15 protein-coding genes and 1 pseudogene are annotated in these 15879 nt (G+C 63.7%); 6 read left to right on the top strand and 10 right to left on the bottom strand.

Translation table 11 applies throughout. The features are described from left to right. Positions 1 to 93: 93 nt before the first annotated feature. Complete coding sequence (paaZ, locus tag ABEA12_RS12625; RefSeq protein WP_210099984.1) at positions 94 to 2220, bottom strand: phenylacetic acid degradation bifunctional protein PaaZ; 2127 nt, start codon at positions 2218 to 2220, stop codon at positions 94 to 96. 115 nt (positions 2221 to 2335) lie between these two features. Between paaZ and ABEA12_RS12630 the strand changes: the two genes are divergently transcribed. Continuing rightward, positions 2336 to 2776 carry a PaaI family thioesterase gene (locus tag ABEA12_RS12630; protein WP_210099983.1) on the top strand — a complete coding sequence of 147 codons (441 nt, stop codon included), beginning with the start codon at positions 2336 to 2338 and terminating at the stop codon, positions 2774 to 2776. Between the two features lie 46 nt (positions 2777 to 2822). Here the strand turns inward: ABEA12_RS12630 and ABEA12_RS12635 are convergent, their stop codons facing one another. Together ABEA12_RS12635 and ABEA12_RS12640 are read right to left on the bottom strand one after the other, a co-directional pair. Then, complete coding sequence (locus tag ABEA12_RS12635) at positions 2823 to 3059, bottom strand: helix-turn-helix domain-containing protein (protein ID WP_210099982.1); 237 nt, start codon at positions 3057 to 3059, stop codon at positions 2823 to 2825. A 4-nt stretch (positions 3060 to 3063) separates the two neighbouring features. After that, positions 3064 to 3234 carry a hypothetical protein gene (locus ABEA12_RS12640; protein ID WP_210099981.1) on the bottom strand — a complete coding sequence of 57 codons (171 nt, stop codon included), beginning with the start codon at positions 3232 to 3234 and terminating at the stop codon, positions 3064 to 3066. A 627-nt stretch (positions 3235 to 3861) separates the two neighbouring features. On the opposite strand from ABEA12_RS12640, the pseudogene ABEA12_RS12645 reads away from it, so the two are divergent. Beyond that, positions 3862 to 5236 (top strand): annotated as a pseudogene (locus ABEA12_RS12645) (IS1182 family transposase). A 166-nt stretch (positions 5237 to 5402) separates the two neighbouring features. On the opposite strand, the gene ABEA12_RS12650 reads toward ABEA12_RS12645, so the two are convergent. The 6 genes from ABEA12_RS12650 to ABEA12_RS12675 form a co-directional block, all read right to left on the bottom strand. Beyond that, on the bottom strand, positions 5403 to 6065 hold the full coding sequence (locus ABEA12_RS12650; RefSeq protein WP_210099980.1) for a GNAT family N-acetyltransferase: 663 nt from the start codon (positions 6063 to 6065) through the stop codon (positions 5403 to 5405). A 44-nt stretch (positions 6066 to 6109) separates the two neighbouring features. Continuing rightward, positions 6110 to 6793 (bottom strand): tyrosine-protein phosphatase, encoded by a 684-nt coding sequence (locus tag ABEA12_RS12655; protein ID WP_345468476.1) that lies wholly within the window; start codon positions 6791 to 6793, stop codon positions 6110 to 6112. A gap of 38 nt (positions 6794 to 6831) precedes the next feature. Beyond that, positions 6832 to 7179 (bottom strand): antibiotic biosynthesis monooxygenase family protein, encoded by a 348-nt coding sequence (locus ABEA12_RS12660; protein ID WP_210099978.1) that lies wholly within the window; start codon positions 7177 to 7179, stop codon positions 6832 to 6834. Between the two features lie 187 nt (positions 7180 to 7366). Beyond that, complete coding sequence (locus ABEA12_RS12665) at positions 7367 to 8239, bottom strand: 3-hydroxyacyl-CoA dehydrogenase family protein (RefSeq protein WP_210099977.1); 873 nt, start codon at positions 8237 to 8239, stop codon at positions 7367 to 7369. After that, entirely contained in the window at positions 8239 to 9024 is a 786-nt protein-coding gene (locus ABEA12_RS12670; RefSeq protein ID WP_210099976.1) for an enoyl-CoA hydratase/isomerase family protein, read from the bottom strand. The genes ABEA12_RS12665 and ABEA12_RS12670 overlap by 1 nt, the downstream gene beginning before the upstream one ends. Positions 9025 to 9027: 3 nt before the next feature. Further along, positions 9028 to 10248, bottom strand: coding sequence for a thiolase family protein (locus ABEA12_RS12675; protein WP_210099975.1), 1221 nt, complete (start codon positions 10246 to 10248; stop codon positions 9028 to 9030). 347 nt (positions 10249 to 10595) lie between these two features. Here ABEA12_RS12675 and ABEA12_RS12680 point away from each other — a divergent pair, with 347 nt between their 5' ends. Continuing rightward, on the top strand, positions 10596 to 10868 hold the full coding sequence (locus ABEA12_RS12680; RefSeq protein ID WP_210099974.1) for a hypothetical protein: 273 nt from the start codon (positions 10596 to 10598) through the stop codon (positions 10866 to 10868). A gap of 237 nt (positions 10869 to 11105) precedes the next feature. Then, positions 11106 to 11630 (top strand): MFS transporter, encoded by a 525-nt coding sequence (locus ABEA12_RS12685; protein ID WP_210099973.1) that lies wholly within the window; start codon positions 11106 to 11108, stop codon positions 11628 to 11630. A gap of 208 nt (positions 11631 to 11838) precedes the next feature. Here the strand turns inward: ABEA12_RS12685 and ABEA12_RS12690 are convergent, their stop codons facing one another. Continuing rightward, positions 11839 to 13344, bottom strand: coding sequence for an amino acid permease (locus ABEA12_RS12690; RefSeq protein ID WP_210099972.1), 1506 nt, complete (start codon positions 13342 to 13344; stop codon positions 11839 to 11841). Positions 13345 to 13702: 358 nt separating this feature from the next. On the opposite strand from ABEA12_RS12690, the gene ABEA12_RS12695 reads away from it, so the two are divergent. Together ABEA12_RS12695 and ABEA12_RS12700 are read left to right on the top strand one after the other, a co-directional pair. Further along, positions 13703 to 14668 (top strand): 1,4-dihydroxy-2-naphthoyl-CoA synthase, encoded by a 966-nt coding sequence (locus ABEA12_RS12695; protein WP_210099971.1) that lies wholly within the window; start codon positions 13703 to 13705, stop codon positions 14666 to 14668. Positions 14669 to 14695: 27 nt separating this feature from the next. After that, positions 14696 to 15823, top strand: a complete 1128-nt coding sequence (locus ABEA12_RS12700; RefSeq protein ID WP_210099970.1) for an AMP-binding protein — start codon at positions 14696 to 14698, stop codon at positions 15821 to 15823. Positions 15824 to 15879 lie beyond the last annotated feature (56 nt).

The following is a 15879-nucleotide window of genomic DNA, read 5'->3' on the forward strand; positions in this document are numbered from 1 at the left end:
GCCGGTGCACCGCGGCAACCCGGAAACGGCATTGGCCGGTCGCCCGCACCCCCCCCAAGGGGAAACGGATGACCGGCCAATGCCAGGACCAGCCTAGGACCAGTTGGCGTAGGTGGTGTTTTCCTTCTCCACCAGGGTCAACACGTCGTAGGTGGCAACGATTTCGCCATCCTGGTTGTTGATGACCGCGTCCCACGCGACCTCACCGTATTCGTCGGTGACACGCGGAGTGATCTTCTTGGCCGTAAGGGTGACACGGATCGAGTCGCCGTCCGGCACCGGGGTGATGAAGCGCAGGTTCTCCAGGCCGTAGTTGGCCAAGACCGGTCCCGGTGCGGGCTGGACGAAGAGTCCCGCCGCCCAGGAGACCAGCAGGTAGCCGTGGGCAACAATGCCGGGGAAGAACGGGTTGGCTTCGGCGGCTGCAGCATCGGTATGCGCGTAGAAGGTGTCACCGGTTTCGTTGGCGAAGTCGGTGATCTCTGCCAGTGTGACCTCGCGCAGCGGCGATGCGAAGGCATCCCCGATCTGTAGCTCGGCCAGCGACTTGCGGAAGGGGTGGATCGCGCCCTCGACTGCACCGAATTCGTCGCATCCGGCAATCACTCGGTCGGCGCCGGCGTGCCAGACCCCGGTAACGGCGGTGAGCATGTTCGGCGAACCCTGGATGGCGGTGCGCTGCATGTGGTGGAAGACCGAGCGGATGCCGCCGAGTTCCTCGCCGCCACCGGCGCGGCCGGGGCCGCCGTGGACCAGGTGCGGCACCGGGGCTCCGTGGCCGGTGGAGCTGCGAGCGGTCTCGCGGTTGAGCATGTGAACACGTCCGTGGTGCGATGCGATTCCCGTGGTCAGCGTGCGGGCGGCATCTGCGTCGTTGGTGCAGACAGTGGCAACCAGCGAGCCCGATCCCATGGCGGTCAGCTCGATGGCCTCGTCCAGGTCCGCGTAGCCGATGACCGAGGACACCGGGCCGAAGGCCTCAAGGTTGTGCACGGCTTGGTTCTTCACGTCATCCCAGGTCAGGACCAATGGGGACATGAAGGCGCCTGCATCGACGGTCTTGGTTTCACCTTCGGCGGTGCGGATGACCGGTGCATCCAGTGTGCCGTAGGCGATCTCGCCGCCGGCAGCGATCATTTCCTCGACGGCGCAGCGTACGTCGCGAAGCTGCTCCAGCGAGGCCAAGGCGCCCATGGTGACACCTTCGGCACGCGGGTCGCCAATGACAACGCGTGAATCGATGCGTTCCCCCACTGCCTTGACTACGTCTTGGACCAACGCGGCCGGAACGATGACGCGGCGGATGGCTGTGCATTTCTGCCCGGCCTTGACCGTCATCTCTGTGACGACGGATTTGACGAAGGCGTCGAATTCCGGGGTTCCGGTGACGGCGTCGGGTCCCAGGATCGCTGCGTTGAGCGAGTCTGTTTCTGAGGTGAAGCGCACTCCCCCGTCAATGACGTTCTTGTGGGCCTTCAGGGACGATGCGGTGGATGCCGATCCGGTGAAGGAGAGCATGTCCCGGTAGTCCAGCACGTCAAGCAAGGTGCGGGCGGAGCCGGAAATCAGCTGGATGGAGCCTTCGGGAAGGATCCCGGAGTCGACCATCAGTCGCACCATGGCCTCGGCCACGTAGCCGGTGGGGGTGGCGGCCTTGGCGATCGTGGGCACGCCGGCGATGAAGGCGGGGGCGAACTTCTCCAGCATGCCCCAGACGGGGAAGTTGAAGGCATTGATCTGCGCGGCGACACCGGGGATGCGGGTGTAGATGTGCTCACCGGCAAAGGAGCCGTCACGTGAGAGGACCTCCATGGGCCCGTCGAGGATGACGTTGGAGTTCGGAAGCTCGCGCCGGCCCTTGGAAGAAAAAGTGAAGAGCACGCCGATGCCGCCATCGATGTCGACCATCGAGTCGATCTTGGTGGAGCCGGTGCGGTAGGAGATCTCGTAGATTTCCTCGCGGCGTTCGTTGAGGAACTGTGCCAGTTCCTTGAGCTTCAGTGCGCGCTCATGCAATGAGAGCTTGCCCAGTTCGCGCTGGCCGACGGTGCGGCCGTACTCAACGACCTTGGCCAGGTCCATGCCGTCATTGTTGACCGTGGCCAGCGGCTTACCGGTGTTGGCATCCAGCACGGAAGTTCCGCCGGCCGGATCGGAGGGGGTCCACCATGAGTTTTGGACGAAGCTGGGAACCAGTGGAGCCATGGGAGTTGTCGTCATCGACGAAATCCTTCCTGAACGATCGGTCAGTATTAGCAACCACAGTACAGTATGGGGAAGTACACCACGAGCCCGGGGTTTCCAAAGACCCCGACATTTCAGGAGATATGCAACCATGAGCGCACAGCGCCCCACCGCGCCCACATCGGACACCTCTATCGACGGGGTCTGGCAGATTGCCCTGGGCGAGCTCGATCTCAAGATGGGAATCAAGATCATCGAGGAGTCGGTCGACAAGGTCGTGGCGACAATGCCGGTGGAAGGCAACCGCCAGTCCTTCGGGCTCTTGCATGGCGGGGCTTCCCTGGCCGTGGGCGAGGCCGTCGGCTCGTGGGCGGCGGTGAAGCACGCCTCGACCATGGGAAAGTCGGCCGTGGGCGTCGATGTCTCGGCAACCCACCACAAGGGAGCCCGCGAGGGGCTGATCACGATCACTGCGACCCCCATCAGCTTGGGGCGACGCATGGCGAGCCACCAAGTTGTCATCGAGAACGAGGCCGGCCAACGCCTGTGCACGCTTCGGATCACCAACCTGATCATCGATATCAAGAAATAAGTCCACGCTTCCGCGGACCACTCCGTGCCCGGTGCGAGCGGTACGGCTACCGGGCAGGGACATAGCTGGGCAGGTCCCCGACCTCGCAATCCATGGCGTGGCACATGGCCCGCAACGCGCAAAAGCGGATTGCCTTTGCGCAGTTGTTCTTCAGCACCGACAGGTTCGCGACGCCGATATCCACCAACCCGCTGGGGTCAACAAGGATCTTGGTGCGGTCGGTGCGCAGCTGGCCCGGGTGGCGTTGGATCTCGGTGGGAACATCGGTGTCAACGGGTCCCATCGGATCAATCCTGCTGCATGCTTTGTATCTCCAGCCCACGCTTGAAGACCCGCGCCGCGGTGAACAGGCCGAGCCCCGCCCCGAGCGCCCAGAGCTGGAGCTCGAAATACGCAGCTTCAGGGGCGCCCAGGATGTCAGGCGGGCCCTGCCAGCCGGAGTCGTGCTCGTTCCACATTCCGCCCACGCTTCCCAGGACTTGCCAGGATGCCTGGTGCCCGCCGCCGGACCCTCGACGTCGACGAAAGCCCGGGGACGCCTCCGGAAATCACCGTGGCCGCGGGTCCCGCAAGGCTCGCGTTCTCCGGCAGCACCGGCCGGAACTCGCGAACCGGCATATCCACGCCCACGCTCGGTTCGATCTCCACTACAGCCAGCCTGTACAACGTTGCTCCGCCGGCGACCACCACGTGCGCGATGGCTACCCAGCGGACGAGTCCGACTTCCGGCGTCACCCCTCTTGGATCCAAGAGGGGTGACGCGAGAAGAGAACCCACAAGCCCCACCAACAGCGTGATGATGAGCAATAAAAGGCCCATGATGTTGGCCCCCTCCGACTCGGTTTAGACCACGCGAGCACAATGCTTATCGTTATGTTCTTGCTAGGTGCGTGGGTCAGTAGTCAGATAGCGGAACACTAAGAATCTTTAAACCGCCGGAGGATTAACCGGGATTCGACGCCAGCACTGGGATAATTGGGGGTATGGATATTCCTTCTTCTCAGCCGCACGATGGCTTGTTTGAGGAGTCTCTGGTGGAGCGTATCGAGGTCTCGGTCGATGACCGGATCGATCTCAACGCCGGGGTGAAGAAGCGATTCAAAGCCTTCGAACCCGATGCGGTGATGTTGGTGCCGCCGTCCTTGGATGAGTGGCTGCCGACGAATCATCTGGCGCGCTTCATTGCTGAGTTGGTGGATGGCGAGCTTGATCTGACACGCTTTTATGCTTCGTATGCCATGGCGAAGGGCCAACCGCCGTACGAGCCGCGATTGATGTTGCGGATCGTGCTTTACGGGTACTGCGTGGGCGTTCGCTCCTCCCGACAGTTGGAGAAGGCCTGCACCGATGTAGTCGCTTTCCGGTGGTTGGCCGCGCAGCAGGCCCCGGATTTCCGATCCATCGGACGCTTTTCGTGAACGCCACCTCGCCGCATTGGCGAACGTCTTCTTACAGGCTTTGGAACTCTGCCGGGCCGCAGGAATGGTCAAGTTGGGGCAAGTGGCCTTGGATGGAACCAAGGTGCGGGCGAATGCCTCAAGACACAAGGCCATGTCCTATGCCCGACTGACCGAGAAGCAGAAGGTCTTGGCCCAGGAAATCAGTGACCTGATGGCTGAGGCGAAGACCGTGGATGCTGCCGAGGACGCCCATTTTGGGCCGGGCAAACGCGCCGATGAGTTGCCGGTGGAGTTGGCCAACCGTGAAGCCCGGTCCCGGGCAATGACTGTTGCTCGGGCCTCGATCGAGGCAGAAGCCGCGGGGCTTGGCCAGGATGGAGGCCGAAGCGAAGGCACGCAAGAGCGGGGACGGTGATGATGAGGTCACTGGTGCCGGGGAAACGGCTGCGGGAGCTGCGGTGCCAAAAGCTACGGAGCATCGGAACTTCACCGATCCCGATGCGCGGATCATGAAGAGAGCCGATGGTTCGTTTTCCTATTGCTACAACGGGCAAGCCGTCGTTGATGCGCAGCACCAGGTCATTGTTGCTGTCGAGGTGAACCAGGGCGCGAACGACTACGGGCAGTTGATTCCCATGGTGCACAAAGCGATGGAGAATCTGGGGCGGATGCCCGATAAGTGGCTTGCCGATACGGGATATTTTTCGAAGGCGAATCTTGAGCAAGCCCTTGGGCTCGAAGGTGAACATGGCACTGAGTTCTTCATTTCCACCCGGCGGTTGAAGCACTCGGCACCGATTCCTGATTCGCCGCGGGGCAGGATCCCGTCCCGTGCGACCGTGGCGAGCGGATGGCCAGGAAGCTGAAAACCAAATACGGCAAGAAGGTCTACGCGCGGCGTAAGGTCATCGTGGAGCCGGTCTTCGGGCAAATCCACACCCGTCAAGGCAAGCACCTTTTGCTACGTGGGCTGCAGAGCGTGGCTCATGAGTGGAAACTGCTTACTGCCGGCCACAACTTGATGAAGCTGCATAGTTACCGGGTGAATCCGGGAACGTAGCGGGAAAGGGGTGGGGGTCCTGCGCTGCGCGCAAGACCCCCACCAGCCACTGTCCGGGCCTTCAAGCCATCAAACCCGGGGCTTTCAGTGTTCTTGGCTGGCGATTATTGGAACCAGGCGTCGATGCGCTTGGTCTCTCGGGGACCTACCGCCGGGCATCAAACCGCTACTGACCCACGCACCCAGGAAGCTCCGGACGCCGGCCGTGCTGGTGCGCGGGGCCTAACCCTGCCGATTCCAAGTGCGTCGAAAGCCGGTGTTCAAGTCCGGATCGGACCTGTGACCATTCCGAGGCGATGATCGAATAGACACAGGTGTCGCGCAGCGAACCGTCGGCCATCCGCCGATGTGCCCGCAGCACCCCGTCAAGCTTGGCGCCGAGGCGTTCAATGGCCGCGCGGGAGGGCAAGTTCATCCAATGCGTGCGGAACTCGACGGCCGGGCAACCCAGTACGTCAAAGGCGTGTTCCAGCAGCAACAGCTTTGCATCGACGTTCGTCCCGGTGCCGCTGGCCGAAGCCCGGTTCCAGGTCGATCCTATTTCAAGCCTTGGCATGACCGGGTCGATGTCCATGTAGGTCGTCATCCCCAGCAGCAGTCCGTCCGCCTTGCGCCGGGTGGCAAAGGGCAACATCGATCCTTGTTCCTGCAGCTCGAGCCGTCGGTCGATTTCAGCGCGCATCTGCCCAGGCGCCGGGACAGCGGTGTACCAAAGCTTCCACGGTTCGCCATCGTTGACCGCCAGCACCAGCTCGTCATGGTGTTCGTGTGTCAACGGCTCGAGGCTCACCAAGGGACCTGCCAGTGTCAACGGCGCAAGCGTTTTCATTTCCTTAGCCTACGTCGGGCCCCGGGCGGAAATGTCGTGTTCGCTCACACCAGCCTTCTGCGGACCGCGTCAAGTTCTGCGGGGCTGAGCCCGTTTTCCCGCAGGAAGGTTTCCACGCTGAGGGATCCCACGAATTGCTCCAACGCGTCCAACCGCTCACGCAGCGGACCTATCAGGTCTTCTTCCTCTAGGTAGGACTCGTGGGGGTGCTTGTAGGAACTGATCCTGTGCCAGTCATTGATCCCCCGCAGCGAGGCCTCGTACTGGGGTTCGAGCAAGTCCTGCCGGTCCACCAATTCGAGAAGCATCGAAACGATCAGCCCGGTGCGGTCGCGTCCGGCCGAGCAGTGCAGCACCACATTGCCCTGCGAGATGGCGATCTGGTGAAACACTTCGACGATGCGCTCGGGGAAGAAGGCCAGGTTTTCCGGGTACATCCGCGGATGATTCATGTAGGGAACCGCGAGACGTTCGAACTCCGGGTGTCCAGGTTCCTCGGTGGGGGAGCTGATGATCGCGATTCCGGCCTTGGCCGCCTCGTCGACGTCGGGGTCGGTGTGCCTGCGGCGGCGCTCGTCGGGGTTGCGCAGGTCGATGACGGTGCGCACGCCATCGGCGTAGGCCTGGTGCCATCCGGTGGTCGTGAGCCACTCACTGCGGCCCATGCGGAAGACCTTTCCCAGCACGAGCCTGGCGTTGACGGCGCCTTCCCACCGGGGCTGTCCCATGGAGTCCTGCATTCCGGCTACCCCCCCCTCCCCCGGTCCTACTCGCGCCCGCCCACAAAGGTTTCAATACGGATGTGGTGTTCCGGCCCGCTCGCTTTCGCCTCTGATCCGGGGGTCTGCGCACTTGGTGCCGACGGATTGCCGGCTGCAGGTTTTGCATGGGAGGCGCGGAAGGCCTCGGAATCATGCCAGGTCTCGAAAGCGGATTCCGACTCGAACTCCATGGTCACCTTGTACCGCGCAGCCGGGTCCACGGGGCGGTCAAGCGTGGCCCGTGCCAGGCCTTGGACCTTGGGAAGGTTGGTGCGCATGTTGCCGATGAAGCGTTCCTCGAAGGCTGCTGCCCGCTCGGCCGGTACCTCGATGCGGTTCGTGACAATGTACATTTTCTCTCTTCTTCCGCTGGTGCTCGGTGCCCGCGGGCACAAGTGTTCTTCGGCTTCCCACCGTACCCAAGGGCCGACCGCACGCGCAGTGGATGACCCGGATAACGCCACATGGCAGAAAGGCCGGTGCACGCTGGCGGACCAATGATCCTTGAGCACGCACCGGCCGTTGGGACCGTGTGAGTGGCTACTTGGTCGTGGACCAGTCGTAGAAGCCCTTGCCCGTCTTGCGTCCCAGGTTGCCCTGCTCGACGAGGTCCCGCAGGATCTGCGGCGGGGCAAAACGTTCACCCAAGGTCGAGTGCAGGTACTCGGCGATACCCAAACGTACGTCCAGGCCCACGATGTCGGTGGTCTTCAACGGCCCGGTGGGGTGCTTGTACCCGAGCACCATGGCGTTGTCGATGTCCTCGGCGCTTGCAACGCCCTCTTCGACCATGCGCATCGCTTCCAGGGCAATGGCGACCCCGAGCCGCGAGGAGGCAAAGCCGGGGGCATCGTTGACCACCACGGCGGTCTTGCCCAGGGCTTGAACCCACTTGCGTGCGAGTTCGATGACTTCCGGGGCACTCTGCTTGGCGATGACGACCTCGATGAGCGTCGAGGAGGGCACCGGGTTGAAAAAGTGCATGCCCAGGAAGTGTTGGGGCCGTGCCAGCTCTTCGGCCAGCCCGCTCATGGACAGCGAGGAGGTGTTCGAAGCCAGGATCGCGTTCTCCCCCAGGTGCTTCTCGACCCTCTGGAGCGAGGAGACCTTGAGGTCCCAGATTTCCGGGACCGCCTCGACGACCAGGCCGCGGTCGGCGAAGTCGGCGTAGTCCACCGAGACGCTCAGTCGCGAGGCCATTTCACCGACGTTCGCATCGGTCATTCCGCGTTCGATCGACTTCGCGGCGGCCGCCTCGATGCGTTCGCGCGCACCGATTGCCGAGGCTTCATCGCGCTCGACCACCAGCACGTTGGAACCATGGATCAAAAACGCGTGGGCGATCCCGGCGCCCATCCGTCCGCCGCCAAGGACACCGACCGTGGCCGGGAGTCCGTTGTGAAGTGTGTCCATTATGTATTCTTCCTGTCCAAGAAGGCCTGCATGCGGTCAAATTTCGCTTGGGATTCAAAGAGCATTCCCTGGGCAAGGGTGTCGATGACGGGGTGTGCCTCGCGCGGGGCGTGGAACACCGACTTGGTGATGCGCACCGCCAGCGGATCCTGTTTGCCAATGCGGTCGGCAAGTGCCTCGGCCGCCGCCAAAAGGTCCTTGCCCTGAACCATTTCGGTGATGAGTCCCACCCGAAGGCATTCCTCGCCCTTGAGGATCTTGCCCGCCAGCAGGATCTCCTTGGCCACCGGCTCACCGACCAGTTCCTTCAGGCGCCAGGTGGCACCGGCAGCCGCCATGATACCCAGGCCGGTTTCCGGATTGCCCATGCGCAGCTCGGGGGTGCCAATGCGGAAGTCAGCGGCGAAGGCCAGTTCGGCCCCTCCTCCGAGGGCATACCCGTCAAGGGCCGCAATCACGGGCATCGGAAGCTTGGCCAGCCGATCGAAGATCCCGGAATTGATCCCGGCCAGGGCATCGTCCCTGCGGCGCTCGCGCAATTGGGCGATGTCTGCGCCCGAGGCGAAGATGCCCTTGGCGCCGGTCTCGGGATCAGCCGCGGTGCCCGAGAGGATCAGGACCTTGGGGTTGGACTCAAGGTAGGCGCAGACGGCGTGCAGTTCATCGACCATGAGCTGGTCGATGGCGTTGCGCACCTCCGGGCGGTTCAGCGCCACGGTGATCCGGTCATCGCTCTCGCTGACCTTCAGCGTGGCGAATCCCGCGGCGGAAAGCTTCTGGGCCATGGACTAGACCCCCTCGATGAGCAGTGCCGCGCCTTGGCCGACGCCGACGCACATCGTGGCAAGGCCAAGCTTTGACCCGGTCTTCGCTTCGCGCTCCAGGCGGCCCAGCAAGGTGATCACCAGGCGGGAGCCCGAGGAACCCAGCGGGTGGCCCAACGCAATGGCGCCACCGTCCCTGTTCACGATCTGCGGGTCCAACCCGAGTTCGCGCATGGAGGCCAGGGACTGCGAGGAGAAGGCCTCGTTCAGTTCCACCGCGGCCAGGTCATCGACGGTGTAGCCGGAACGTTCCAGGACCTTGCGGCTGGAGGGGACAGGGCCCATGCCCATGATCTCCTGGGCCAGCCCCGCCGAGGCACCGTCGATGATGCGGGCGCGCGGGACGAGCCCGTACTTCTTGATGGCCGCTTCGGAAGCCACGATGATCGCCGAGGCACCGTCGTTGAGCGTCGAGGCATTGCCGGCGGTAACCACCGAGCCGCCCTTGACCACGGGGCGCAGCTTGGCCAGCACCTCCATCGTGGTTCCGGGGCGCGGGCCCTCGTCGGTGTCGACGATGATTTCGCCCTTGCGGGTCTTGACGGTGACTGGGACGATCTCGTCCTTGAAGTGGCCGGCCTCGATCGCGGCGAGTGCACGTTCGTGGGACTGCACGGCAAACGCGTCACAGTCCTCACGGGAAGTGCCGTAGACACGGGCGACTTCCTCGGCCGTTTCGGGCATCGAGAAGGTGGCCTTGCCCTCGCGGGAAAGCTCGCCGGAGAGGAACTCGGGGTTGGGGAACCGCCAGCCGATCGACGTGTCGTAGCTGGCCCCTGGCTTGGAAAAGGCCTTGTCCGGCTTTTCCATCACCCAGGGGGCACGCGACATGGATTCCACGCCGCCGGCCACCACGATGTCGGCAGCCCCCGCCTTGATCATGTGGCTGGCCATGGTGATCGCACTCATCCCCGAGGCGCACAGCCGATTCACGGTGATCCCCGGAACGCTGTCGTCGAACCCGGCCAACAGCCAGGCCATGCGGGCCACGTTGCGGTTTTCTTCCCCGGCGCCGTTGGCGTTGCCGAAAATAACCTCGTCCACATCCGCGGGATCGATGCCCGCGCGTTCGACTGCCGCACGAATCGTCAGTGCCGCCAGGTCATCGGGGCGAACACTGCTCAGCGATCCACCGTAACGTCCTACCGGGGTGCGGGCTCCGCCCACCAAGAAAGCCTCGGTCATCACAACTCCTTTGTCGTTGGGTTCCTGCCGTGACCCTAGCCGCGCGCGTACGGGCGGAGAAGTCCAGCGCAAGGAACCGCATTTTTGCCCCGGCAACCAAGCCTGGAATCGCACCAAACGCATTTACCGACCATTCGTTCACTAATAGAATCCCATCATGCCACCTCGGGGGTCAAGCCTCCGCCAGTCACATAGCTGCGACTGACGCCATGTAACCTCGGGCGTACCGCCTTCGAGTTGACCGACTCCGGGGCCCGTCCCGGATCGTGGACCGTCACCATCCTCGGCCGTCACAGCTCGCAAGCGGGCATCTAATCGACGGAAAGCCGAACACTTGCGGAGCAGTGATGCAACCGGAAAGCATCAGTCCCAAGCAACCAAGGAACACCACGAGCGCCGCCGAAAACGCTCGCGAGGGCATCGCCCTCGAAACAGGAACCGGCCCCGAACTGGAAGCCGCCGCCGGTCGGCAGGAAATCCGCAACGCGACCGCCGCCTCCGCCATGGGCAAGCGACGCGGGTTCTTTGGCTCGTTCCCTGAATTCGGCCCCCTCGGCGGCTTGTCTTGGGAACCGCTGTCATGCTCGGTTTCCAGCTGGCCCTGGGCGAGGAAGCCATGACGGCAAGAGGCCGGCGGGTGCCGTTCATGCTCGCCCTTCCCAGGGGTGTCCTCGAGCTTGTGTCTTCGCGGCAAGCTCGAGGACACCCCCTGGTGTTCCAGGACCTCGAGGAAAGCAGCAATGTGCCAGTCCGATAACTCGCTGCGTGAGCTCATCGGTACATACTGGCTTCCGCTGCTGGTCATGGGCGTCCTACGCCTCGCGCTGAACGTGGTGAACCACACGCAGCCGGGCTAGATGCCCACGTACCTCGAGAAGCAACCCGGGCGTGATCCCCAGGCCACGCTCGCGGTGATCCTCATCGGCGAAGTGGCGATGATGGAAGTCATCCCCCTCGCCGGCACCCTCTGGGACAGGGATGGGCGAACATCCATGTGTTTCGCGTCCCCCATCGGGCTCTTCAGGCTGGCACTTCCGATGCCATGGCCCACGGGCAGGGGCTTTGCGCTGGTAATCATGGCCTTCGCGGTGCTGGGCCTGTCCAAGATCCCGCAGCTGCCAACGCTCACCGCCACCTCCCGGCGATGTTCCCCTCTCACCGTGCGTTTCGCCGGCTTATCGGTGACCTGCAATGTGGCACCGGCGAACTTTGGCGGTACGTCTGCGATTCTCAACCAGGCGGTCATCGAGAAAGCCGGTTTCCTGCTCTTCTCCCGTGGACTACATGCTGGCCGCATGCGTCATTTCCCTCACTGGCATCTTGTACATGCCCGAGACCACCGGTGCCTCACTGCGCGGTACAGCAATGCCCGATGCCCATGACACCGGGATCCTGGCCGACGGGCCGGCCCGTCGGCCAGCCCGCGGTTGCTCTACAACCATAGTGTCCGCCGCTCAACGTGATGCTCGATGCGAGGACTCCGCCGCTCCCCGGTTCCACCCAGCCGCAGCGGGGCCTTCGCAGGCCGGAGCCCTCCGGGACGTGGGCCCGTCCAGGAACCGGTGTCCCCGCGAAGGCACCGGTCCGGAATTAGGCGTACAGCTCGCTCTTGGGCTTGTTGTGGCGCACCTTGCGCCATCCAATCCAGAGTCCTGCGGCAATCAACGGGATGCAGCCAATGGTGTAGAGACCGAGATGGAAGACCTCGCCGTCGGGACCCACCAACGTGTCAAAGCCGATCAGCACCGTGATGATTCCCAGCGCGATCAGCCCGGCCCAACTGGTGTAGGGCGAACCCGGCATCGGCAGCGCGGAAACCTTCCCGCGTTTCTTGCGCAGCATCAATTGGCACGCGAAGATCGCGGCCCAGGTGAACAGCACGCCGATCGATGCGGTGTTCAGCGCCAGGTCGAAAGCGTAGGACCCGCCGAGCCAGACGTTGAGGATGACGCCGATGAAGTAGACCCCGGCGATGGCCCAGATGGCTGCGTATGGTACGTGGCGCTTGCTCATCTTGGTCAGCCACTGCGGGGCGTGGCCGTTGTTGGCCATCGCGCGGAAGACGCGGCCAACCGAGTACAGCCCGGAGTTGCACGAGCTCAGGGCCGCAACGATGACCACGAAGTTCATGACGCTACCGATCCAGCCCCAGCCGATCTGGTCAAAGACGGTGACGAAGGGGCTTTCGCCGGCCTTGTACTGGTTCCAGGGCAGGATCATCGCCAGCAGGGTCACCGAGCCGACGTAGAAGACCACGATGCGCACCACCACGGCACGGATCGCCGCGGGGACCTCCTTCTCCGGATTTTCCATTTCACCGGCCGTGATGCCCACCAGTTCGATGGCGTTGTAGGCGAAGATCACGGCGTTGAGCACCAGGATGGAAATCATGAAGCCGCGCGGGAACATTCCGCCCTCGCCGGCCCAGAGGTTAGTCACCGAGGCGTGCCCGTCGCCGACGGCCGCGTTGGTAATCACCAGGTAGGCGCCGATGATTAGGAAGAGCACGATCGCGGCGACCTTGAGGAAGGAGGCCCAGAACTCGAACTCGGCAAACGCCTTGGCGCTGAAGAGGTTCACGGCCACCAGCAGGCCCAGGGCGCAGAGCGCAGAAGCTTCCACCGGGACCCCGGGGAAGAAGTAGGTGAAGTACAAGCCGATGGCGATGAGCTCGGCGATCCCGGTCATGGTCCAGTTCAATACGTACATCCAGCCGGTCAGGAAGGCTCCCTTGGAACCAAAGAGCTCGCCGGCGTATGAGACAAAGGAGCCCGAGGACTGCCGGTACATGATCAATTCGCCCAGTGCGCGCATCAAGAAATACGCAATGATCCCGGCGAGGGCATAGGAGAAGACTAACGCGGGCCCGGTGGAGGCCAGCCGTCCTCCGGCACCCATGAACAGGCCAACGCCAATGGCCCCGCCCATCGCGATCATTTGCACGTGACGCCTGGTCAGCGTCTTTTTGTATCCTTCCGCGCTCAACCCGGCTTCTTGGGTGGAGAGACTATGGCGTTGTTCCTTGACGTCGTGTGGTTCCAACGTGGTGCTCCTTGTGTGGCTCGATCTCCCTGTACCGATAAACAGGGACGGCATCCGGCCGGGATCGCTTCGGGGTGCCGATGGCGCAAATAGCGGGGGGTGCAGTCGGTAAACCTACAGCATTTTTCGACCTACCATGAAGCCGAATTGTGGACCGGAACACCCGCAAGCGTCCCAACAAAGCGGTACCGACAATCACAAAACAACTAGTCAAAATAAGTATTTTCCACTTTCACAACATGGCGCAAAAGACAAGTATTAATTGTTGAACAGTTCCTCGGGCGCTGCCGCCGTGGCGTGGAGAACCGCTGTTCGCATCGCTGGAAACGAAGCCGGGCAAAGGCGCAGCTTCCTGCCTGCACCAAGAGCGGCTTTCGCCCCGGGCACTGCCCAACGGATACCATTCATTCTTGTGAGCACCGTTGATTCCAACCCCCAGTTGCCAGCCAAGGTTTCCGACATCTTCGATCCCACGCGCTGGCGCGTGGTCGAGGGCTTCGACCTTGAAGACATGACCTACCACCGCCAGGTCGAACGCGACGCAGACGGCACGGTCATCCGCGACCTGCCAACCGTCCGCATCGCCTTCGACCGCCCCGAGGTGCGCAACGCGTTCCGCCCGGGCACGGTGGACGAGCTCTACCGTGCCATGGACCACGCCCGCATGAGCTCAGACGTGGCAACCGTCCTGCTCACCGGCAACGGGCCCTCGGCCAAGGACGGCGGCCACTCCTTCTGCTCCGGCGGCGACCAGCGGATCCGCGGCCGTGACGGCTACCGCTATGCGCAGGGCGAGCACGCCGACTCGATCGATCCGGCACGCGCCGGACGCCTGCACATCCTGGAGGTGCAGCGGTTGATGCGCACCATGCCCAAGGTCGTCATTGCCGTGGTCAACGGATGGGCAGCCGGCGGCGGGCACTCGCTGCACGTTGTCTCGGACCTTTCCATCGCTTCACGCGAACACGGCCGGTTCAAGCAGACCGACGCCACCGTCGGCTCCTTTGACGCCGGCTACGGGTCGGCGTTGCTGGCCCGGCAGGTCGGGCAGAAGACCGCACGCGAGATCTTCTTCCTGGCCCGCGAATACTCCGCCGAGGACATGGTTGACATGGGTGCCGTCAACGAAGCGGTCGACCACGCCCGCCTGGAAGACGTCGCGTTGGAATACGCGGCCGATATAGCCAAACAGTCCCCGCAGGCCATCCGCATGCTCAAGTTCGCCTTCAACCTGGCCGACGACGGCCTTGCCGGCCAGCAGGTCTTCGCCGGCGAGGCAACCCGCATGGCCTACATGACCGACGAGGCGGTCGAAGGAAGGGACGCCTTCTTGGAAAAGCGCGACCCCGACTGGTCCGCCCACCCGTACTACTTCTAGCGCCGGCCAGGAAGGCACCGCTTCGCCATGAACCCAGAGACCGCCCTCGCCGCACTGTCCGCCTCGCTGAACGAGGAAGGAGACGCCGTGGAAATCCTGCCCGGCCTCACGAACAACGACTACGTCGTTAACTCGGTTCCGGGCCACGAACTCGATGGCCTTGCGGAGATCGCCGCGGTGGTGCGGACCTCTGGTTCCACCGGAACCCCCAAGCGCACCGCGCTGTCGATCGAGGCGTTGGCCTCCTCTTCCATGTCCACGGCCGAGCATCTGGGCTTCGAAGGCCAATGGCTGCTTGCCCTGCCACTGCACTACGTTGCCGGGTTGGCGGTGCTCACCCGCAGCCTCTACGCAGGGACCCGGCCGTGGGCCATGGACATGGGACCCAGCTTTGACGCGGCGGGGTTCAACGAGGCGGCCACAGCGCTGACGGATGCCAAGCGCCTGGTCTCCCTGGTCCCCACGCAACTACAGCGACTGCTCACCGACCCCACTGGCCAAACATTGGCAACGCTGCGGCGCTTCGACGCAATCCTGCTCGGCGGTGCGTGCACACCGCGCGCCGTCCTGGACGAAGCTGCCAAGCACTCGCTGAACATCCACCTCACCTACGGCTCCTCCGAGACCAGCGGCGGCTGCGTCTATGACGCCCGCACCCTGCCCAGGGTCCAAGCCAAGGTCGTTGAAGGACGCATCATGCTGGGCGGGCCCACCATTGCCTCGGGCTACCTCGGCGACAAGGAGCTGACGTCCGCGCATTTCAGCGTCGATGGATCCGGGGTTCGCTGGTATGCCACCGACGACCTTGGCAGCTACGCCGATGGTGTCCTCTCGGTGGCCGGACGCGTCGATGACGTGATCGTCACCGGCGGGGTAAAAGTCTCCGCCTCCGAGGTCCAACACGTCCTGGAGGCGCTTCAAGGGGTATCGGCCGTCGCGGTGGTGCCGGTGCCCGATGCCCAGTGGGGGCAGCAGATCGCCGCTGCCTACGTAGGGACCGCCGATCCCGCGTCCTTGGCCGCTGCCGTGCGCGCTTCACTCGGAGCCTCCGCGGTGCCCCGGCGCATGCGCATCGTTGAGGCCTTGCCGCAGCTGCCCAACGGGAAGATCGATCGCATGCTGGTTGCCTCCTGGCTCACCGACACCGCGCACTGAAGACGCCTTCCGGCCACCGGAACGACACGCATCCGGCGCCTCCACCGCTGCACCCT

It is taken from the genome of Paeniglutamicibacter antarcticus, from assembly GCF_039544305.1.
Taxonomy (GTDB): Bacteria; Actinomycetota; Actinomycetes; order Actinomycetales; family Micrococcaceae; genus Paeniglutamicibacter; species Paeniglutamicibacter antarcticus_C.